The 19,992-nt window shown below is 71.6% G+C and carries 15 protein-coding genes and 2 pseudogenes; 11 read left to right on the top strand and 6 right to left on the bottom strand.

The genetic code is table 11. From position 1 onward, the window contains the following. Nucleotides 1-238: 238 nt before the first annotated feature. Together ABZ154_RS31405 and ABZ154_RS31400 are read left to right on the top strand one after the other, a co-directional pair. Nucleotides 239-859: a hypothetical protein gene (locus ABZ154_RS31405; protein ID WP_356837760.1), complete on the top strand. Its 621-nt coding sequence runs from the start codon at nt 239-241 to the stop codon at nt 857-859. 778 nt (nt 860-1,637) lie between these two features. Continuing rightward, nucleotides 1,638-2,087 (top strand): Imm50 family immunity protein, encoded by a 450-nt coding sequence (locus ABZ154_RS31400; protein ID WP_356837772.1) that lies wholly within the window; start codon nt 1,638-1,640, stop codon nt 2,085-2,087. A 29-nt stretch (nt 2,088-2,116) separates the two neighbouring features. On the opposite strand, the gene ABZ154_RS31395 is transcribed toward ABZ154_RS31400, so the two are convergent. Both ABZ154_RS31395 and ABZ154_RS31390 read right to left on the bottom strand, forming a co-directional pair. After that, a complete protein-coding gene (locus ABZ154_RS31395) occupies nt 2,117-2,350 on the bottom strand; it encodes a ferredoxin (protein ID WP_356837771.1) in 234 nt (77 codons plus the stop codon). Then, nucleotides 2,350-3,819: an aldehyde dehydrogenase gene (locus ABZ154_RS31390; RefSeq protein ID WP_356837759.1), complete on the bottom strand. Its 1,470-nt coding sequence runs from the start codon at nt 3,817-3,819 to the stop codon at nt 2,350-2,352. Before ABZ154_RS31390 ends, ABZ154_RS31395 begins: the two co-directional genes overlap by 1 nt. 217 nt (nt 3,820-4,036) lie before the next feature. On the opposite strand from ABZ154_RS31390, the gene ABZ154_RS31385 reads away from it, so the two are divergent. From ABZ154_RS31385 to ABZ154_RS31360, 6 genes are all read left to right on the top strand, one after another. Next, a complete protein-coding gene (locus ABZ154_RS31385) occupies nt 4,037-5,083 on the top strand; it encodes an MBL fold metallo-hydrolase (protein WP_356837758.1) in 1,047 nt (348 codons plus the stop codon). A 433-nt stretch (nt 5,084-5,516) separates the two neighbouring features. Then, nucleotides 5,517-6,785, top strand: a complete 1,269-nt coding sequence (locus ABZ154_RS31380; protein WP_356837757.1) for a prenyltransferase/squalene oxidase repeat-containing protein — start codon at nt 5,517-5,519, stop codon at nt 6,783-6,785. Next, entirely contained in the window at nt 6,782-7,495 is a 714-nt protein-coding gene (locus ABZ154_RS31375) for an SCO2322 family protein (RefSeq protein WP_356837756.1), read from the top strand. Before ABZ154_RS31380 ends, ABZ154_RS31375 begins: the two co-directional genes overlap by 4 nt. After that, nucleotides 7,492-8,670 (top strand): energy-coupling factor transporter transmembrane component T, encoded by a 1,179-nt coding sequence (locus ABZ154_RS31370; RefSeq protein WP_356837755.1) that lies wholly within the window; start codon nt 7,492-7,494, stop codon nt 8,668-8,670. Before ABZ154_RS31375 ends, ABZ154_RS31370 begins: the two co-directional genes overlap by 4 nt. After that, entirely contained in the window at nt 8,667-10,376 is a 1,710-nt protein-coding gene (locus ABZ154_RS31365) for an ATP-binding cassette domain-containing protein (protein ID WP_356837754.1), read from the top strand. The genes ABZ154_RS31370 and ABZ154_RS31365 overlap by 4 nt, the downstream gene beginning before the upstream one ends. Beyond that, a complete protein-coding gene (locus ABZ154_RS31360) occupies nt 10,373-11,212 on the top strand; it encodes an ECF transporter S component (RefSeq protein ID WP_356837753.1) in 840 nt (279 codons plus the stop codon). The genes ABZ154_RS31365 and ABZ154_RS31360 overlap by 4 nt, the downstream gene beginning before the upstream one ends. A 33-nt stretch (nt 11,213-11,245) precedes the next feature. On the opposite strand, the gene ABZ154_RS31355 is transcribed toward ABZ154_RS31360, so the two are convergent. Next, nucleotides 11,246-12,424, bottom strand: coding sequence for a steroid 3-ketoacyl-CoA thiolase (locus ABZ154_RS31355; RefSeq protein ID WP_356837752.1), 1,179 nt, complete (start codon nt 12,422-12,424; stop codon nt 11,246-11,248). A gap of 325 nt (nt 12,425-12,749) precedes the next feature. On the opposite strand from ABZ154_RS31355, the gene ABZ154_RS31350 reads away from it, so the two are divergent. Beyond that, on the top strand, nt 12,750-14,003 hold the full coding sequence (locus ABZ154_RS31350) for a cytochrome P450 (RefSeq protein WP_356837751.1): 1,254 nt from the start codon (nt 12,750-12,752) through the stop codon (nt 14,001-14,003). A 150-nt stretch (nt 14,004-14,153) separates the two neighbouring features. Here the strand turns inward: ABZ154_RS31350 and ABZ154_RS31345 are convergent, their stop codons facing one another. Both ABZ154_RS31345 and ABZ154_RS31340 read right to left on the bottom strand, forming a co-directional pair. Next, complete coding sequence (locus ABZ154_RS31345; RefSeq protein WP_356837750.1) at nt 14,154-16,277, bottom strand: phosphatase PAP2 family protein; 2,124 nt, start codon at nt 16,275-16,277, stop codon at nt 14,154-14,156. Nucleotides 16,278-16,498: 221 nt separating this feature from the next. Further along, nucleotides 16,499-16,630 (bottom strand): annotated as a pseudogene (locus ABZ154_RS31340) (serine protease); the annotation flags it as partial. A gap of 65 nt (nt 16,631-16,695) precedes the next feature. On the opposite strand from ABZ154_RS31340, the gene ABZ154_RS31335 reads away from it, so the two are divergent. Beyond that, on the top strand, nt 16,696-17,184 hold the full coding sequence (locus ABZ154_RS31335) for a GNAT family N-acetyltransferase (RefSeq protein ID WP_356837749.1): 489 nt from the start codon (nt 16,696-16,698) through the stop codon (nt 17,182-17,184). 64 nt (nt 17,185-17,248) lie between these two features. Here the strand turns inward: ABZ154_RS31335 and ABZ154_RS31330 are convergent, their stop codons facing one another. Further along, the gene (locus ABZ154_RS31330) at nt 17,249-19,354 is read right to left on the bottom strand and encodes an MDR family MFS transporter (RefSeq protein WP_356837748.1); all 2,106 of its coding nucleotides are present in this window, start codon (nt 19,352-19,354) and stop codon (nt 17,249-17,251) included. A gap of 180 nt (nt 19,355-19,534) precedes the next feature. On the opposite strand from ABZ154_RS31330, the pseudogene ABZ154_RS31325 reads away from it, so the two are divergent. After that, nucleotides 19,535-19,992: pseudogene (locus ABZ154_RS31325) on the top strand (peptidoglycan-binding protein); the annotation flags it as partial.

Genomic DNA, 19,992 nt, shown 5'->3' with positions numbered 1-19,992 from the left:
CTTGGCCAGTCCGCTCGCACGCTCGCGCGAGAGATGCCCGTCCCACCCTTGGGGACGTCCCACCGCAGCTTCCCAGATGAGGGCATGACAGCAGGTCGGACAGGCTGACGTCCCGCCTTTTCCCGTCCCGCCGATCCCTGTGGACGCGGCGTCGCCGGGACGGGCAAGGTCTGGCCCAGCAGGTGGCGGAGCCGAGGCTCCCCCACCCACCAGCCAGAGAAGAACGGGGACTTGCTCCATGACCAGTCAGACACTCCGCACGCGCTTCGCACCGGCCGCCCTGGCCGTCGTGCTCCTGAGCACGGGCATGTCCGTGGCCACCGCGCAGCCCGCCACCGCACAGCCGGCCGAAGCGGCACCGGCGTTCGCGGCGGCAGGCAAGAAGAAGGCGAAGCCGAAGCAGTACCTCAAGTTCGTCAAGAACAAGAAGAACCCGAGCAACAGCAAGCTGCACCTGATGGCAGCGGGCAAGAAGAAGCCCGTCGCCACCTGGCGGGCCGGCTCGGGCAACGGCTCGACGAACGCCTGCAAGCCGAACGCGGGGTGGCTCCCCAACGGCTCGTACAAGATCGAGTTCCACAAGAAGAACTTCAACGGGAGCGCGATCAAGGGCTACGTCATCAAGCTGCAGGACAAGAAGTGCAGCAACGGCACCAAGCGCACCGAGCTCTTCATCCACAGCGAGATGCAGAAGAACGGCAAGCAGGGCCCCAAGAGGGGCAAGGACTCCCCGTGGCGCTGGGACGGCAACGGCGACTACAAGTCCCTGGCCTGCATCAAGCTGAAGCCCGCACACATCAAGAGCCTGTTCACCAAGTCCTCGGCCAAGGGCTGGCCCAAGACCCTCAAGGTCGTCTGAGCCCCTCGCTGACCGAACCGGCCCCCTGACCCACCCAGCCCCCTGCTCCCGTCCGGCGGAATTTCCACCCCGCCGGACGGGAGCAGCCGTTTGCGCACCGGGGGCCCGCTCGCTTGCGGCGTTGCCCGCGTGAAGGACGCCGTGACAGCATCCGGTGCATGGCGTGGAGGCGCGGCTGACGATTCCAAGCCCCGACCACAGAACCCGGAAGCCATTGCAGACGTTCCAGAGTCCACCCGGCGTTGGCAGTTGACGCGCCCTGGCTGATCTGAGCCTCATGCGGATTACAGACATTCGAGAGATCCCTGGCAGCACCGACCTCGTCACGTTCACGGGGCCGACAGGGCAGGCATGGGGTCGGTGGCACGGCGACCTTCCGCCCAGCACCCCCTGTTTCGTTGAGACCGATATCCCAGAGTCGGTAACCTCATGGGATGCCGCTCCGCCACCGGACGTACTGGCGGGGGGACCTGAGGAAGAACTCACCGTCTGCGCAGTGGTCGATTCCGCGGACGCTGACGGAGTAGTAGCCCTAAGGCTGTCATCGGACATTGTCCTGATTGAGTGGACGTCCGAACACGTCACGCCCGGAGAGCGCATACGCTTTTCCACACCCCTGGTCGAGATCTATCCGTACACGTTCTAACGAATCACCTCGACTCCGGACACACAGGCCAGCAGCCACCAGATAACTTCCTTGCACGGGCAATCAAGACAGAAGCTTTCCAGCTTCGATACGAAGGAATACCACCCTGAGACCCCCCATTGGGCCGATCTGGTGCATAATCCACACCCTCTCGGTTCCCTCTACTCCACTGTCCCGCCCCTGAAGTCTGCGCGTCTCAGGTCCTTCCATCTCGACTGGCGAGGACCCACACTGACGCTACGGATCGACCTTCCTTCCTACCCGGAGAACCCGCCACCGGCCTGGTCCGAGCTCGGCCACAGCACCCTGCAGGTTCATCTGCAGTTTCTGGCCATCGATGATCTGACCGCGCACGGGTGGATTCCCTCAACTCTCATAGATATCCACATTCCCCCTCCGCGCGATCGCAGAATTCAAACGGATATCACCGGAACAGGGCTAAAACTCTCTTTCACTCTCCGGCGCGGAAGGGATGACACTCTGACGGTTACCGTGACGTCAGAGGGCACCTCGGCAGCATTTCAGGCACGCACGGCATCTCTCGCCGCGGCGCGCGTGGGGCTGGTGTCCCGATCCGAGTAGCTCCACGGGAGGCGAGAGAGGGAAACGGCTCACTCCTCCGGTGGGAACACCACCTCCCCCGACCCCACCAGCGTCAGCGTGATCGCCTCGACCGGGCAGCCCTCCGCCGCCGCGAGGACCTGTTCGCCGGCGTCGCGGTCCTCCTCCTGCGGACGGGACTGGCGGGCGGTGTCCAGGTGGAAGGCGTCCGGGGCATGGTTGACGCACATGCCGGAGCCGATGCAGACGGAGCGGTCGACCTCGATGTGCCAGCGGTCGCCCATCATGCCTCCCGGTAGCCGGCGGGAAGGTGGATCATCTTGTGCTCGAAGAACTCGCCGTAGCCCTCGGGGCCGAACTCGCGGCCCAGGCCGGAGTTCTTGTAGCCGCCGAACGGGCCGAGCATGTCCAGGCTGAAGGTGTTCACGCTGTACGTGCCGGTGCGGACGCGGCGGGCGATGTCGATGCCGCGTTCGGTGTCCGCCGTCCAGACGCTGCCGCTGAGGCCGTACGGGGAGTCGTCGGCGATGCGGACGGCCTCGGCCTCGTCGCCGTACGGGATCAGGCAGATCACCGGGCCGAAGATCTCCTCGCGGGCGATGCGCATCGAGTTGTCGACCGAGCCGAAGAGCGTCGGCTCGACGTACCAGCCTCGCTCCTGGGAGGGCGGGCGGTTGCCGCCGGTCAGGATCTTGGCGCCTTCCTCCTGGCCCAGACGGATGTAGTCGAGCGAGCGTTGCTGCTGGCGTCGGGCCACCAGGGGGCCCAGTTCGGTGGTCGGGTCCATCGGGTCGCCTACGCGGAGCGCGCCGGCCGCTGCCGCGAACGCCTCCGCCATCTCGTCGTAGCGGGAGCGCGGGGCCAGGATGCGGGTCTGGGCCACGCACGCCTGGCCGTTGATCATCCAGGCGAAGGGGACGATGCCCGCGACCGCCGCCTCCAGGTCCGCGTCCGGCAGGATCACCGCCGCCGACTTGCCGCCCAGTTCGAGGGTGACGCGGGTCAGGTTGCGGGAGGCGACCTCCATCACGCGGCGGCCCGCTGCGACCGAGCCCGTGAAGGAGACCTTGTCGATGTCCCGGTGCGCCACCAGGTACTCGCTGACCTCACGGTCGGCCGGGAGGATGGAGAGGACGCCGGGCGGGAGGCCTGCCTCCGCCGCTATCTCCGCCAAGAGGTAGGCGTCCAGGGGGGTTTCCGGGGAGACCTTCAGGATCGCCGTGCAGCCTGCCAGAAGCGCGGGGGCCAGTTTGGCAGCTGCCGTGAACTGGGGGACGTTCCACGGGACGACAGCCGCCACCACGCCGACCGGTTCGCGGCGCACCAGGAGGGGGCCCAGCACCCCGTCGCGCCGCTCCTCGTACGGGAACATGCGCGCCACCGTGACCGCCGAGTCCCAGACCATCATCGCGGCCAGCGCCTGCACCATCACGCTCGCGCTGTACGGGGTGCCGTTCTGGGCGCTGATCAGCCGCGCGAACTCCTCGTGCCGTACGGCGAAGGCGTCCTTGATCCGGGTGATCACCGCGATCCGCTCGTCCAGTGTCATCCGGGGCCACGGGCCCTCGTCGAAGGCGTGGCGGGCCGCGCCGACCGCTCGGTCCACATCGGCCTCGGAGGCGTGCGGCACCCGGCCGATGACCTGTTCGGTGTGCGGGGAGATCACCTCGATGACGTCGGTGCCGAGCGGATCGGTGAACTCCCCGCCGATGAACAGCTGTCCGTGTTCCACCAGCTCCGTACGTTCCGTCATGGCCGTTGCCTCCCGCGAAGCGAACCCGTGCACTGCAACTGACTGCTCGTCAGAACTGATAGCAGTTCCTGTTCCAGGAGTCCACGGCGCGGACCGTACCCGGGGGTGGAGCAGGGACCGAGCAGGAGTCGAACATTTGGTAGACCTGGGCTACCACTGGAACGAGTTCTCGTTACAGTGGGATCAGCGCACGCCGCCGAGCAGAGATGGGAAGCCCATGACGCAGGTGACGCAGGTGACCGACCACGGCGGGGGCGTCCACAGCATCAAGGTCCCCATCCCGGACAACCCCCTCGGCCACACCCTGGTCCACCTCGTCGACACCGACCGGGGCCCCGTCCTCATCGACACCGGCTGGGACGACCCCGTCTCCTGGGACACGCTCGTGGCCGGGCTCACCGCCCTCGGCACCGCCGTCACCGACGTCCACGGCGTCGTCATCACCCACCACCACCCCGACCACCACGGGCTTTCCGGCCAGGTCCGCGAGGTCTCCGGGGCCTGGATCGCGATGCACGAGGCGGACGCCGCGATCGTCCGGCGTACGCGGGAGGCCGAGCCCGGCACCTGGCTCGACTACCTCGCCCGCAAGCTCGCCGCCGTCGGCGCGCCCGACGACCACCTCGCCCCGCTGCTCGCCGCCCGCAGGAGTGGCCGAACGCGCACCCTGCCCGGGCTGCGCCCCGCCCTGCCGGACCGGGAGATCATGCCCGGCGAGCTGCTCGGTCTCGCCGGGCGGCGGCTGCGCGCCGTCTGGACCCCCGGCCACACCCCGGGCCACGTCTGCCTCCATCTGGAGGAGCGGCATCCGGCGAACCTGCCGGGGCACGGGCGGCTGTTCTCCGGGGATCACCTGCTGCCCGGGATCAGCCCGCACATCGGGCTGTACGAGGACCCGGACGACACCGCGGTCACCGACCCGCTCGGGGACTACCTCGCCTCGCTGGAGCGGGTCGGGCGGCTCGGGGTGGCCGAGGTGCTGCCCGCCCACCAGCACGCGTTCACCGACGCGGGCGGACGCGTGCGGGAGCTGCTGGACCACCACGAGGAGCGGCTGACCGGGCTGCTCGCCCTGCTCGCCACGCCGCTCACCCCGTGGCAGCTGGCCGAGCGGATGGAGTGGAACCGGCCCTGGGAGCGGATCCCGCACGGTTCGCGGTCGATCGCCGTCTCGGAGGCCGAGTCCCATCTGCGGCGGCTGGTGAAGCTCGGGCGCGCGGAGGCGGTGGCGGGCGCCGACCCCGTCACGTACATCGCGGTGTGACGAGAACCCGTCACGTGCATCGCGGTGTGACGAGAACCCGTCACGTGCATCGCGGTGTGAGCCGTCCCGCCCTGCCCCGGCGTCGCGGTACGAAGGGCGGCCCGCGTGCTGTTCCCTCCGGACGACGCGAGCGGTCTGCCGCCCCGAGCAGGGACGCTGCGGCCCGGTAGAGTGGGCAGGTCGTCATCATGCCCGTACAGGGGGAAGCCGGTGCGAACCGGCGCCGGCCCCAGCCGTGAACCGTCCGAGCCGTCCGCGCGACGGCAGTCGGAACGTCCTGTGGGCGGAGTGTGAGCGGCCGGGGGCAGTGTGACCACGGGCCCCAGGGTCACCGGAACCCCGGTGACCGGCACCGTCGAGGTATACGGGGCCGGAGCCCGGTGCCCTCGTGCGCCCGGGAGAGCCGACCCCCGCAGGAGAGGCACAGCCCGCCATGACCGTACGCCGCAGCGCAGCCGCGCTCGCGACCACCGCCGTTCTTCTGGGCGCGGCCGCACCCTTCGCGGCCGCCCCCGTCGCGGTCGCCGCACCGAGCCCGTCCCCGTCGGTCCAGCTGCCGCTCGGGCTCTACGGGACCACGGACCCCACGTACGACGGGGTGTGGCGGCAGTCGCTGGCCTTCCTCGCCCAGAAGATCGAGTTCGTCACGCCGTCGAAGCAGTCCGTGGACTGGCTGCTGGAGCAGCAGTGCGACAGCGGCGCGTTCACCTCCTTCCGGGACGACGCCTCCGTGCCGTGCGACGCGTCGACCGTGATGGACACCAACGCCACGGCCGCCGCCGTCCAGGCGTTCGTCGAGCTGGGCCAGCACCGCGACGCCGCCGACAACGGGGCCGACTGGCTGAAGTCCGTCCAGAACGAGGACGGCGGCTGGGGGTACAACCCGGGCAGCCCGAGCGACGCCAACTCCACCGCCGTCGTGATCGGCGCCCTCGCCCGTACGAGCGTCCCGATCAGCGAGCTCACCACCGCCGACGGCAGCACCCCGTACACCGCGCTCCAGGCCCTGGCCATCCCGTGCGGGAAGAAGGACGGCGGCGCCTTCGCCTACCAGCCCGGCAAGAAGGGCGAGCTCGTCGCCAACACCGACGCGTCGGCCGCAGCCGTGCTCGGTCTGCTGGGCAAGGGCATGGCCATCGGGGACGCCAACGCGGTGAAGGACCCCGTCTGCACGAAGGGCGACGACCTCACCGCCGAGCAGAGCGCGCAGAACGGCGCCCACTACCTCGCCGCGACGCTGGCCGCCTCCCCCTACCTGGAGCAGCCGCCGATGCCGGGCGCCGAGGAGAGCGAGCCGCAGCCCGACTTCGGCAACACCGCGGACACGGTCGTGGCCCTCGCCGCCTCAGGGCACAAGGACAAGGCCGCCGCCTCGGTGCAGTGGCTGGAGAAGAACTCCAGGACGTGGGCACAGCAGGGCGGGCCCGCCGCCACCGCGCAGCTGATCTTCGCCGCGCACGCCACCGCCGCCGACGCCCGGGACTTCGGCGGGGTCGACCTGGTCGCGCAGCTCAACGCGACCGGCCCGGCCCCCGCCGCGACCGCCCTCCCCTCCCCGACGCCGAGCGGTCCGCAGCCCTCCAGCGGCACCGAGAGCGAGGACGGCGGGCTCGGCCTGTGGTGGCTGGTCGGCCTCGGTCTGTTCTTCGGCGCGGGCATCGGTTTCCTGCTCAGCTTGCGCCGGAAGAAGCAGCAGCCGTGACGCGGCCTTCGTCGGCGGTGCTCCGGAGTCCGGTCGCCGCTCTCCTCGCCGTCCTCCTCGCCGCCTCGGGCGTCCTGCTCGGGGCCGGTGGGGCTCAGGCCGCCGGGTACCGCTACTGGTCCTTCTGGGAGGGCAGCGGCAAGGACTGGGCGTACGCCACCCAGGGGCCCTCCCTCCTGCGCCCCGACGACGGTACGGTCCAGGGCTTCCGGTTCTCCGTCAGCGAGGACTCCTCCGACGCCGACCAGCCGCGCCACGCCCCCGACTTCGGGGCGGTCTGCGCGTCCACCCCGGCGAAGGAGGGCACCAAGCGCGTCGCCCTGGTGATCGACCCCGGTACGGCGGAGGACGCCCCGGCCGGGGAGAGGCCGCCCGCGCTGCGCACCGCCTGTGCCCAGCTCGCGCCGGACGCCAGCAGCGCGGAGGCGCTCGCCTCGGTGGCGAAGCCGCTGCGGTACGACAGCAGCGCCATGATCTGCGCGATCTCCGGATACCCGAAGACGGGCTGCGGCGAGCAGGTGCCGGGCGACGGCAGCAAGAAGGACGGCAGCAAGAAGCCGACCGACACGCCCTCCGCCACCACCTCGGCCCCGGCAACGGACGACGGCAGCGGCACCGGCGGTGGTCCCTCCGCCGGTCTCCTCCTCGGCATCGGCGCCGTCCTGCTCCTCGGCATCGCCGCCGTGCTCCAGGCCCGCCGGCGCCGATGACCCGCTCCCCCGGGACGGCCCGGCTGCTCCGCCGTGCCCTGCACGCGCCCGAGGCGGGCCGCTCCAACGCGCTGCCCGCCGGGGCGTGGTGGCTGTGGGCACTGGGGCTGGCCACCGCCGCCTCCCGGACGACCAACCCCCTGCTGCTCGGCCTGCTGGTCGGGGTGGCGGGGTATGTGGTGGCGGCCCGGCGCACGGACGCGCCCTGGGCCCGCTCGTACGGGGCGTTCATCAAGCTCGGGCTCTTCGTCGTGGCGCTGCGCCTGGTCTTCTCCGTCTTCCTCGGCTCGCAGATCCCGGGCTCGCACACCGTGCTGACGCTCCCCGAAGTGCCGATGCCCGACTGGGCGCAGGGGGTGCGGATCGGCGGCCGGGTCACGGCGGAACAGCTGGTCTTCTCGCTCTACGACGGGATGAAGCTGGCCACCCTGCTGATCTGCGTCGGCGCGGCGAACTCGCTCGCCAACCCGGCCCGGCTGCTGAAGTCCCTGCCCGGTGCGCTGTACGAGGTCGGGGTCGCCGTCGTCGTCGCGATGACGTTCGCCCCGAACATGGTCGCCGACGTGGTCCGGCTCCGCACCGCGCGGCGGCTGCGGGGGCGGCCGACCGGTGGCGTGCAGGCCGTCGCGCAGATCGGACTGCCGGTGCTGGAGGGGGCGTTGGAGCGGTCGGTGGCGGTGGCCGCGTCGATGGACGCGCGGGGGTACGGGCGTACCGCCCAGGTGCCGCCCGCCGTCCGGCACACCACCGACGTGCTCACCCTCGGCGGGCTGCTCGGCGTGTGCGCCGGCACGTACGGGCTGCTCGCCGCGCAGGGGGCCGTGTACGGGCTGCCGGTCCTGCTGGCGGGGCTCGTCGCGGCGATGGCAGGGCTGCGGCTGGGCGGGCGGCGCTCGGTAAGGACCCGCTACCGGCCCGACCGGTGGGGGCTGCGGGCCTGGCTGGTGGCGGGGTCGGGTGCGGTGGTGGCGGCCGCGATGATCTGGGCGGGCGCCGTCGATCCGGCGGCGCTGCACCCCGGGGTCGTACCGCTGACCGCGCCCGTGCTGCCGCTCTGGCCCGCGGCGGCCGTGCTGGTCGGGCTGCTGCCCGCGCTGGTGGCCCCCGTACCGCCCTCGGCACGGACCGACCGGGGCTTCGAAGAACACGGCCGTCGCACCAGGGAGCAGGCGTGATCAGGTTCGAGCAGGTCTCCGTGCGGTACGACGGGACGGACCGGCCCACCCTGTCCGGCGTCGATCTCGTGGTCCCGGAAGGGGAGCTGGTGCTGCTCGTCGGGCCGTCGGGGGTCGGGAAGTCGACGTTGCTGGGGACGGTCTCGGGGCTCGTGCCGCACTTCACGGGCGGGGTGCTGAGCGGCCGGGTCTCGGTGGACGGGCGGGACACCCGCACGCACAAGCCGCGTGAACTGGCCGATCTGGTCGGCACGGTGGGGCAGGACCCGTTGGCCCACTTCGTCACGGACACGGTCGAGGACGAACTCGCTTACGGCATGGAGTCGTTGGGCCTGGCGCCGGACGTCATGCGCCGCCGGGTGGAGGAGACGCTCGATCTGCTGGGCCTGGCCGAGCTGCGTGACCGGCCGATCGCGACCCTGTCGGGCGGCCAGCAGCAGCGGGTGGCGATCGGTTCGGTGCTGACCCCGCACCCCAAGGTGCTGGTCCTCGACGAGCCGACGTCCGCGCTGGACCCGGCGGCGGCCGAGGAGGTCCTCGCCGTGCTCCAACGGCTGGTGCACGACCTCGGGACGACCGTGCTGATGGCCGAGCACCGTTTGGAGCGGGTGGTGCAGTACGCGGACCAGGTCGTTCTGCTGCCCGCGCCGGGTGCCGCCCCCGTGATGGGGGCGCCCGCCGACATCATGGCGATCTCGCCGGTCCGGCCGCCGGTCGCGGAGCTGGGGCTGCTGGCGGGCTGGGACCCGCTGCCGCTCTCCGTACGGGATGCCCGGCGGGGGGCCGGTGACCTGCGGGCCCGGTTGGCGGAGACCTCGCCGCCCGCGCCGCCGGAGCTTTCCGTGCACGTGGCCGTTGCGCCCGCGTCGCTCTCCCCGGGTCCCGGTCCGGGGCGAATCGCCCGGCTCCTGGGTCGTACGAGGGCCGTGGAGGCCCCCACCGCCGACCCCGTCACCCGGGTCGGGTCCCTGAGCGTGCGGCGCGGCCGGATCGAGGCGCTGCGGCGGGTCACGCTCACCGTCGCCCCGGGCGAAACGGTGGCGCTGATGGGCCGCAACGGGGCCGGGAAGTCCACGCTGCTCGGCGCCCTCGTCGGCATGGTCGAGCCCACCTCCGGCTCCGTACGCGTCGGGGGCCTGGCCCCGGCCCGTACCGATCCGCGCGCCATGATCCGCCGGGTCGGCCTCGTCCCGCAGGAGCCGCGCGATCTGCTGTACGCGGACACGGTGGCCGCCGAGTGCGGCGCCGCCGACCGGGACGCGGGCGCGGCGGAGGGCACCTGCCGGGCGCTGGTCTCCGAGCTGCTCCCGGGCGTCGGGGACGCCACCCACCCCCGCGACCTCTCCGAGGGGCAGCGCCTCGCCCTGGCCCTCGCCCTGGTCCTCACCGCCCGCCCGCCGCTGTTGCTCCTGGACGAGCCGACCCGGGGTCTGGACTACGCGGCGAAGGGCCGGCTCGTCGGCGTACTGCGGTCGCTGGCGGCCGAGGGCCACGCGATCGTCCTGGCCACGCACGACGTAGAGCTGGCGGCGGAGCTGGCGCACCGGGTGGTGATCCTCGCCGACGGGGAGGTCGTCGCGGACGGCCCGACCGGGCGGGTGGTCGTCTCCTCCCCCGCCTTCGCCCCGCAGACCGCGAAGATCCTCGCGCCGCGGGAGTGGCTGACCGTCTCCCAGGTGCGCGCGGCCCTGGAGGCGGGAGCGTGAGCGGTACGCAGAGGGTGCGGGCTCCACGGCCCGTGCGGCTCGGGCCGAAGTCGGTCGCCGCGCTGGTGCTGGTGAGTGCGGTCGGGGTGGTCGCCTTCGGCTGGCCGCTGCTGGCCGGTGCCGACTCCGGGCTCGCGCACGCCCAGGACGCGCCGTGGCTGTTCGCGGCGCTGCTGCCTGCTCTGGTAGCGGTGGTGGTGGCCACGGTCTCGGAATCCGGGATGGACGCCAAGGCCGTCGCGATGCTCGGTGTGCTGGCGGCGGTCGGGGCCGCGCTGCGACCGCTGGGGGCGGGCACGGCGGGCCTGGAGCCGATGTTCTTCCTGATGGTGCTGAGCGGGCGGGTGCTGGGGCCGGGCTTCGGCTTCGTGCTCGGCTCGGTGACGATGTTCGCGTCCGCCCTGCTCACGGGCGGGGTGGGGCCGTGGATGCCGTTCCAGATGCTGTCGATGGGCTGGTTCACGATGGGCGCGGGCCTGCTGCCGGGTGCTGACCGGCTGCGCGGCCGGGCCGAGTTGGCGATGCTCGCGCTCTACGGGTCCGTGGCGGCGTTCGCGTACGGCACGATCATGAATCTGTACGGCTGGACGATCATCCCCGGGCTGGGCTCGGGCATCTCGTTCGTCGCGGGCGACCCGCTCCACGAGAACCTGGTGCGCTTCCTCGCCTACTGCGCGGCGACCTCGCTCGGCTGGGACCTGGGCCGGGCGGTGCTCACCGTCGTCCTCACCCTCACGGTCGGCCCGACCCTGCTGAAGGCGCTGCGCCGGGCGACCCGGCGGGCGGCGTTCGACGCGCGGGTGGGGTTCGAGGGACCGGGCAAGCCCGAGGGGTGAACGGCCCCCTGGACTCCTGGGCGGGCTCCGCATCTACAGCCGCTGAATGATCGTGCCGGTGGCCAGTGCCCCGCCCGCGCACATCGTGATGAGCGCGAACTCCTTGTCGCGGCGTTCCAGTTCGTGCAGGGCGGTGGTGATCAGCCGGGCGCCCGTCGCTCCGACCGGGTGGCCGAGCGCGATCGCACCCCCGTTGACGTTGACCTTCTCCAGGCCGTCGAGGTCCGCCTCGAACTCCTGGGCCCAGCTCAGCACCACCGATGCGAACGCCTCGTTGATCTCGACGACGTCGATGTCCTTCAGCGACATGCCCGCCTTGCCGAGCACCGCCCGGGTGGCGTCCACGGGTCCGTCCAGGTGGAAGTGCGGGTCGGAGCCGACCAGGGCCTGGGCGACGATCCGGGCGCGGGGCTTGAGCTTCAGGGCCCGGGCCATCCGCTTCGAGGACCAGAGGATGGCGGCGGCCCCGTCGGATATCTGGGAGGAGTTGCCGGCGGTGTGGACGGCGCTCGGCATGACCGCCTTCAGCCCGGCGAGCGCCTCCATGGAGGTGTCCCGCAGCCCTTCGTCCCGGTCGACGAGCCGCCACATGCCCTGGCCGGCCGCCTGCTCCTCCTCGGTGGTGGGGACCTGGACGGCGTACGTCTCACGCTTGAAGCGCTCCTCGGCCCAGGCGGCGGCCGCCCGCTGCTGCGAGAGCAGGCCGAGCGCGTCGGCCTTCTCACGGGTCAGGCCACGTTTGCGGGCGATGCGCTCGGCGGCCTCGAACTGGTTGGGCAGGTCGACGTTCCACTCGTCGGGCCAGGGCTTGCCCGGCCCGTGCTTCGAGCCGCTGCCCAGCGGCACCCGCGACATCGCCTCGACGCCGCAGCTGATGCCCACGTCGATGACGCCGGCGGCGACCATGTTGGCCACCATGTGCGAGGCCTGCTGCGAGGATCCGCACTGACAGTCCACCGTGGTCGCGGCGGTCTCGTACGGCAGGCCGACGGCCAGCCAGGCGTTGCGGGCCGGGTTCATGGACTGCTCCCCGGCATGGGTGACGGTGCCGCCGACGATCTGCTCGACGCAGTCGGCCTGGAGGCCGGTGCGGCCGAGAAGTTCGCGGTAGGTCTCGCCCAGCAGGTAGGCGGGGTGCAGATTGGCGAGCGCGCCTTGACGCTTGCCGATCGGGGTGCGTACGGCTTCGACGATGACGGGTTCCGCGGCCATGAGCTCGTCCTCTCCTCGCCCTTCCGCTGGGGGCGTCCCGGCGCCCACGAAAGGAACTAGTACGCGTTCTAGTTATGTAGCAGTCTCGTGACGCGGGACCACCTGCGCAAGGGGCGTGCACCGGCCGGGTACACCCGTTGCGCGCGCCCCTGCTCCGGGGTTGTCGACCACGCGGGGCCGGCACGGGGAACAGATCCGGCCAGGGCTCTTGCGACTTGTAGAACTCGTTACTACCTTGCGGGCACATTCTGATGGAGCGTCAGGAACGCCAGGCAAGGGCGGCTGTCGGACGGTTCGCCGCCAGATCCGGAGTGGAGAGGTGCCCATGCGCTGCCCCCAACTGCCCGACGGGTTCGACTTCACCGACCCCGACCTCCTCCAGGCCCGCATCCCGCACCCGGAGTTCGCCCTGATGCGGCAGACCGCGCCGGTGTGGTGGTGCACCCAGCCCGCCAACATCTCCGGCTTCGGTGACGAGGGGTACTGGGTCGTCACCCGCCACGCGGACGTCAAGTACGTCTCCACGCACCCCGAGTTGTTCTCCTCGAACACCAACACCGCGGTCATCCGCTTCAACGAGACGATCAGCCGCGACCAGATCGAGGCCCAGAAACTCATCATGCTCAACATGGACCCGCCCGAACACACCCGGGTCCGCCAGATCGTCCAGCGCGGCTTCACCCCGCGCGCGGTGCGCTCGCTGGAGCAGGCGCTGCGCTCGCGGGCCCGCTCCATCGTGGAGACCGCACACGCGACGGCGTCCGGAGCCGACGGATCCTTCGACTTCGTCACGAACGTCGCGGTGGAGCTGCCGCTCCAGGCGATCGCCGAACTCATCGGCGTACCGCAGCAGGACCGGTCCAGGATCTTCGACTGGTCCAACAAGATGGCCGCGTACGACGATCCCGAGTACGCGATCACCGAGGAGGTCGGCGTCGAGGCGGCGATGGAGATCGTGGCGTACTCGATGAACCTGGCGGCGGCCCGCAAGAAGTGCCCGTCCCAGGACATCGTGAGCCGGCTGGTCGCGGCGGAGGGCGAAGGCAACCTGTCCTCCGACGAGTTCGGGTTCTTCGTGATCCTGCTGGCGGTGGCCGGCAACGAGACCACCCGTAACGCCATCAGCCACGGCATGCACGCCTTCCTCACCCATCCCGAGCAGTGGGAGCTCTACAAGCGGGAGCGCCCCGGGACGACCGCCGAGGAGATCGTCCGCTGGGCGACTCCCGTGGTCTCCTTCCAGCGCACCGCTACCCAGGACGTGGAGCTGGGCGGTCAGCGGATCCGGAAGGGCGAGCGGGTCGGGCTGTTCTACTCCTCGGCCAACAACGACCCCGAGGTCTTCGACGCCCCGGAGACCTTCGACATCACCCGCGACCCCAACCCGCACCTCGGCTTCGGAGGCGGCGGGCCGCACTTCTGCCTCGGCAAGTCACTGGCCGTGATGGAGATCGACCTGATCTTCAACGCCATCGCGGACGTGCTGCCGGACCTGCGGCTCCTCGAGGACCCGCGGCGGCTGCGCTCGGCCTGGCTCAACGGGATCAAGCAGCTCCAGGTGAGCGCGTTCCCCTCGTGAGCTTGCCCCACGAGGGGCGGGGCGGGCGCGGCGGGCGGACCGGGTAAGGACGCGGCGATCCATGCCGAAGGGGTGCCGGGGCGGTGTCCGATGTCGCGGTGTCCGATGTCGTCCCGGCACCCCTTCGGGCTGTTCCTCGTACTCTGCCTGCTACGTGCCGCCCACCTCGGCGCGTACGGGTTCGGGGTCGCGTTCGGGTTCGGCATCGCGTCCGGCTTCGGGTTCGGGTTCGGGTTCCACCGTCGGCTTCACGGGTTCCGCCGCCACCTGTTTGTCGTCGGCCATCACCTTCCGCGGCCCCGACAGCAGATACGTCAGCCCGAAGCCCAGCGAGACGACCAGCGCGCCGCCGGCCGCGTCCAGCACCCAGTGGTTGGCGGTCGCCACGATCGCCGCGATGGTGAAGAGCGGGTGGAGCAGGCCGAGCGCCTTCATCCACAGCTTCGGGGCCAGCATCACGATGACCACCCCGCACCACAGCGACCAGCCGAAGTGCAGCGACGGCATCGCCGCGTACTGGTTGGTGACCGTCGTCAGCGTCCCGTAGTCGGGCTTCGCGAAGTCCTGCACCCCGTGGACGGTGTCGATGAAGCCGAGGCCGGGCATCAGCCGGGGCGGGGCCAGCGGGTAGAGCCAGAAGCCGACGAGCGCCAGCAGCGTGGCGAAACCGATGGAGGAGCGGACCCAGCGGTAGTCCGCGGGGCGGCGCGCGTACAGCACACCGAGGATCGTCAGCGGGACGATGAAGTGGAAGGTCAGGTAGTAGTAGTCGAAGAACTCCCGCAGCCAGGTGATCCGCACGACCGTCTGGTTGACCCAGAGCTCGATGTCGACGTGCAGCCACTGCTCGATGGCGTGGATCTGCCGGCCGTGCTCCTCGGCGAGCGGGCGGCCCGCGGTGGCGGCGAGGCGGACCTGGGCGTACGCGGAGTAGACGACGCGGATGAGCAGCAGTTCCAGCAGGAGGTTGGGACGGTGGAGCGCCCGGCGCCAGAACGGCAGGAGCGGCACGCGTCCCAAGCGCGCGGCGACCGGTTGCGCGAAGTCGGTGGGGACCGGCTGCTGCCAGTACGGGGAGGTGCGCAGCAGGAACGGGGCGAGGCAGGCCGCGCCGAGCGCAGCGATGAGCAGCACGTTGTCCCGTACGGGGATGACCAGGCCGACGTTCGGCAGCAGCATCTTGCCGGGGAGGGTGAGGACGAGCACCACGACGGCGGGCCAGACCAGCCGGTCGGAGGCGCGCTTGCCGACCTTGCCGACGACGGCGAGGAGCACCCACAGCAGCTGGTGCTGCCAGGCGGTCGGCGAGACGGCCACGACGACGCAGCCGGTCACGGCCACGGCGAGGAGCAGCTGCCCGTCGTGGGCGTAGCGGACCGCGCGGCGTACGCCGATGACGGTGACCGCGGCGGCGAGGACGAGGAACAGGGCGATCTCCGCGGGCCCTTCGAAGCCGAGCCGGAGCAGCGCGCCGTGGAGGGACTGGTTGGCCAGGCTGTCCGGCCGCTCACCGAGCCCGGCGCCCGCGACGTGGTGCACCCAGTACGTCCACGAGTCCTTCGGCACCGCGGCCCAGGCGGCGGCCGTACAGAAGGCGAAGGCGGCCACCGAGACCACCGAGGCCCGTCGCTTCCCGGTCAGCCAGAGCAGCACGGCGAAGAGCAGGAGCGTCGGTTGCAGGGCGGCCGCGAGGCCGACGAGGACGCCCTGAAGCCGGTGGTCCCGGGCGACGAAGCAGGCCAGCAGCACCAGGAGGACCGGCAGGATGCTGGTCTGGCCGAGGTGGAGGGTGTTGCGGACCGGCAGCGACAGCATGAGCAGGGTGATCGCGACGGGCACCGCGAGCAGCGCCGTACGCCGGCCGACCGGCGCGGGCAGGGCCCGGGCGGCGACGACACCGAGGGCGGCCACCAGGAGCAGGGAACCGAAGGTCCACGCTATGCCGAGGGCCGCCTCGGCCGACGCGGTGAGCGGCTTCAGCACCAGACCGGCGAAGGGCGTCCCCGTGAACCTGCCGCTGTCGTACAGCGAGCCCGTCACGTGCAGGACGCCGTGCTCCCCGATCCAGGTCTCCAGATCGGTGAGCCGTTCGCCGGGCGGCTGCCGCAGCACCACCGCCATCTGCCGTACCGCCAGCACGGCCACGATCAGCCAGAGCAGGGCCCGGGTCAGCCCGGTCCTCGTCTCCGTGTCCGTCATCGCGTCCGCCACCGCGCCACCGCGCACACTGTGATCCGCATTTGTCACGCTGCGCCGACCCTCCCACCGTTCCATGCCCCGCCCCTTCGACTCGGGGCAGCGCAGCATGAAGCCTCGCATTGCCCTACGGGGTAGACACAATCAACCCCCTCTTTGCCTGACTGTCATCATGCTCAGGGCCGGAGAACTGCTCAGGGTGGGAAAACTGCCGGTGCGGGAGAACGATCAGCTGTGCGCGGGGGCCTGCGGGAGGTCCAGGCCGGATCTTCCGGTGCGTCCGCCTGCCAGGCGGTGAAGACCCCGAGCGCGGGCAGCTGTCGGGTGACGGCGATGCGTGTACGCAGGGTGAGGCGCGGCAGCGCGAGGTTCACCCGGTCCGCCTCGGGCGGGGCGCCCGCCGCCCGCTCCGCCCGGCCGGCGGGCAGCACCCATTGCTGCCCCCTGCAGATAAATCACGTGGTCGTTCGACCGTGAGGGAGCAAGAATGCCCCACATGATCTGGACCGTGACCGCCGAACGATTCGACTCCCCCGATGGCACCGCACTGCGCCGCGACTACTACGACGAGGTCGCGAGCCGCTACTGGCAGCGGCCCGCCAGCGACGCGGAGATAGCCGAGGGGCTGGCCGACGACGGCGCGGACCTGCTGGCGCCGCCGACCGGTCAGTTCGTCGTCGGCCGGCACGAGGGCCAGGCCGCGAGCTGCGCCGGGCTGGTGTTGACGGAGGAGGCCGCGCCGGGTTCGGCGGAGCTGACGCGGGTGTACGTACGCCCGGCGTTCCGGTCCACGGGCGGCGGCGGGCTGCTGCTGGCCGCGATCGAGGAGGAGGCGCGGGCGCTCGGGGTGCGGCTGCTCCGGCTGGACACCCGGCTCGACCTGGTCGAGGCGCGCGGGCTGTACGCGAAGCACGGCTACGCGGAGGTGCCGGCCTTCCACCGGCGCAGCCCGTACGCGGAGGTCTGGTTCGCGAAGGAGCTGTGATTGGAGCTGTGATTACTGGATACCTGGACAAGCTGTGATGGGGGCGCCGCAGAGCCGGGAGCCGTCAGGACCGGCGGTCCGGGTGACCGTGACCGTCGCGATGGTCCGGGTGGTCGATGTCGTGGTGCCGGTCCGCCACGTGGTCGCGGGGCGGCGCCGGCGTGTGGGGGCGCTCCTTGCTCGACCCGCTGACCTCGGCGGTCAGCTCGGCGACGAGTTTGACCAGGTCGGTCGGGCGCTCGGGCCCCCACCAGTCCCCCAACAGCTCCGCCAGGGAGTCCTCCCGGGCCTGGGAGAGCCGGACGACCGCCTCGGCCCCCGCGTCGGTGAGGATCATCTGGAGCCCCTCACGGCGGGCCAGTCCGCGCCCCTCGACCTGGCGGGCCGCCTCGGTGATCACCCGTAGCGGTACGGGGGCCACCTCGGCGAGCCGCGCGGGCTCCACGGTGCCGTGCCGCTTGATCCGCAGCAGCAGCCAGCTGGCCGCGGGCAGCAGGTCGTACCCGGCGCGCGCGGTGATCTTCTCGTAGATCTCCCGGCGCCCCTCCCGGGTGGCGAGCACCGACAGGGCGCGGGCGCACTCGTCGTACGAGGAGCGCTCCACCGGGTTCGAGGCGAGCGTCTGGCTGGTGTCGGGGGCGGTCACCGAGCCGCGGAGCTTGTCCTCCCGGAGGAACCAGGCCAGCACGAAGGCGATGAGGACGACGGGGGCGGCGTACAGGAAGACGTCCGTGATGGAGGTGGAGTACGCCTCCAGGATCGAGGGGCGCAGGTCGGCCGGGAGCATCTGGATGGCCCGGGGGTCGGCCGCCAGCCGGTCCGCGTCGACGCCCGGCGGCAGGGACCGGCCCGCGAGGGCGCTGTCGAGCTGGCCGGTGAGCCGGTTGGTGAAGACGGTGCCGAAGATGGCCACGCCGAACGAGGCGCCGATGGAGCGGAAGAACGTCGCGCCGGAGGTGGCGACGCCGAGATCCCGGTAGGAGACGGCGTTCTGCACGACGAGGACGAGGACCTGCATGACGAGGCCCAGCCCGGCACCGAAGACGAAGAAGGAGAGGCTCATCTCCCAGGTGGAGCTGGCCGGGGAGAGCCGGTGGAGCAGGAGCAGGCCGGCGGCGGTGAGGGCGGTGCCCGCGAGGGGGAAGACCTTCCAGCGGCCGGTGCGGCTGACGAGCTGGCCGGAGCCGGTCGAGGTGAGCAGCATGCCGAGGACCATCGGCAGCATGTGCACACCGGACATGGTCGGCGTGATGTCGTGGACCACCTGGAGGAACGTGGGCAGGTAGGTCATCGCGCCGAACATCGCGAAGCCGACGATGAAGCTGATCACGGCGACCAGGCTGAAGGTTCTGATCCGGAAGAGTTTCAGCGGCAGCACCGGTTCCGCAGCCCGTCGCTCGACGGCGACGAACGCGATCAGCAGCACGACGGCGAGCACCGCCAGCGCGATGATCTGCGCGGACCCCCAGGCCCAGGTCGTGCCACCGAGGGATGCAACGAGGATGAGACAGGTGGCGACGGAGGCGATGAGGAAGGTGCCGAGGTAGTCGATGGTGTGCTTCTCGCGGTGGACCGGGATGTGCAGCACGGCCGCGATGACGAGCAGCGCGACGACGCCGATCGGCAGGTTGATGTAGAACACCCAGCGCCAGCTGAGGGCTTCGGTGAAGAACCCGCCGAGCAACGGCCCGAGCACGCTCGTCACTCCGAAGACGGCACCGAACAGGCCCTGGTACTTGCCGCGTTCGCGCGGTGTGACGATGTCTCCGACGATCGCCATCGAGAGCACCATGAGCCCGCCGCCGCCGAGCCCCTGGAGAGCGCGGAAGCCGATGAGCTGCGGCATGTTCTGGGCGATGCCGCAGAGCGCGGAGCCGATCAGGAAGATGACGATCGCGGTCTGGAAGAGCTTCTTGCGGCCGTACTGGTCGCCGAGCTTTCCCCAGAGCGGGGTCGCCGCCGTCGCCGCCAGCAGATAGGCGGTGACCACCCAGGAGAGGTGGTCCAGGCCGCCGAGCTCGCTGACGATCGTGGGCAGCGCGGTGGAGACGATGGTCTGATCGAGTGCCGCGAGCAGCATGCCGAGGAGGAGCGCGCCGATCGCCACCAGGACGGTCCGGCGGGACTGCCCCTCGCCGGGGGCCATCGGCGGGCTCACCTGCTGGGCCATGGGCGTCTCCTCGGTCCGCGCTGATCCACTACACCCCCATCCTGGCTGTTCCGCCCTGTTATGGCCTGCCGAGCGCCGTTCACGGCGTCCCGGGCACGGGAGGGGTTGGCGGGGAGGGGCGTTGGGCTTCGCCGCGGCGGGCTGCATAATCGCAGGCAGTTCAAGGGGAGGGGACCCACGATGACCGGACACGCGTGCCCGGAGTGCGGCAGACGGACGGCAGGCGAGCCCGGCACGGAGCACCGGGTGCCCTGCCGGTGCGGTACGGATACGGGCGCGACGCCGCTCACGGGGGACGAGCTGCGCGCCGCCCGCTCGGCGGAGATGGCGGCTGCGGAGGACTTCGACCCGCTGCGGATCAGGCCGTACGTGACGTTGGGGGACGCGTCGGCGGGTGACGGTACCGCTGCTGGTGACGGCGGCTCCGGGGGTGACGGCTCCTCTGCGGGGGCCAGTGCCGGCGGCGCTGCGGAGGCCGGTGTCGGCACCTCCGGGGAAGCCGGTGCCGGCTGGTCGGCGCAGGGTGCCGCGGGCGACGCGGCCACCACCATGCCGCTCCACCTGGGCGGCGGGCCGGGCGCGGGCTCCCGTGCGGGCATGGGTACGGGTGCGGGCCCCGGCGGGGCCCGGCCCCCGGC

The organism is Streptomyces sp. NPDC006261 (genome assembly GCF_040613515.1).
Lineage (GTDB): Bacteria > Actinomycetota > Actinomycetes > Streptomycetales > Streptomycetaceae > Streptomyces.
Note: the sequence above shows the minus strand (reverse complement) of the source record. Positions and strands in the feature narration are given on the sequence as shown.

What these genes read in the sequence shown, in the direction of transcription:
- ABZ154_RS31370 (WP_356837755.1), top strand. Translation starts at nt 7,492, where the DNA reads ATGACCCGCTCCCCCGGGACGGCCCGGCTGCTCCGCCGTGCCCTGCAC.
- ABZ154_RS31395 (WP_356837771.1), bottom strand. Translation starts at nt 2,350, where the DNA reads ATGGGCGACCGCTGGCACATCGAGGTCGACCGCTCCGTCTGCATCGGC.
- ABZ154_RS31345 (WP_356837750.1), bottom strand. Translation starts at nt 16,277, where the DNA reads ATGGAACGGTGGGAGGGTCGGCGCAGCGTGACAAATGCGGATCACAGT.
- ABZ154_RS31385 (WP_356837758.1), top strand. Translation starts at nt 4,037, where the DNA reads ATGACGCAGGTGACGCAGGTGACCGACCACGGCGGGGGCGTCCACAGC.
- ABZ154_RS31390 (WP_356837759.1), bottom strand. Translation starts at nt 3,819, where the DNA reads ATGACGGAACGTACGGAGCTGGTGGAACACGGACAGCTGTTCATCGGC.
- ABZ154_RS31380 (WP_356837757.1), top strand. Translation starts at nt 5,517, where the DNA reads ATGACCGTACGCCGCAGCGCAGCCGCGCTCGCGACCACCGCCGTTCTT.
- ABZ154_RS31350 (WP_356837751.1), top strand. Translation starts at nt 12,750, where the DNA reads ATGCGCTGCCCCCAACTGCCCGACGGGTTCGACTTCACCGACCCCGAC.
- ABZ154_RS31335 (WP_356837749.1), top strand. Translation starts at nt 16,696, where the DNA reads ATGATCTGGACCGTGACCGCCGAACGATTCGACTCCCCCGATGGCACC.
- ABZ154_RS31405 (WP_356837760.1), top strand. Translation starts at nt 239, where the DNA reads ATGACCAGTCAGACACTCCGCACGCGCTTCGCACCGGCCGCCCTGGCC.
- ABZ154_RS31355 (WP_356837752.1), bottom strand. Translation starts at nt 12,424, where the DNA reads ATGGCCGCGGAACCCGTCATCGTCGAAGCCGTACGCACCCCGATCGGC.
- ABZ154_RS31330 (WP_356837748.1), bottom strand. Translation starts at nt 19,354, where the DNA reads ATGGCCCAGCAGGTGAGCCCGCCGATGGCCCCCGGCGAGGGGCAGTCC.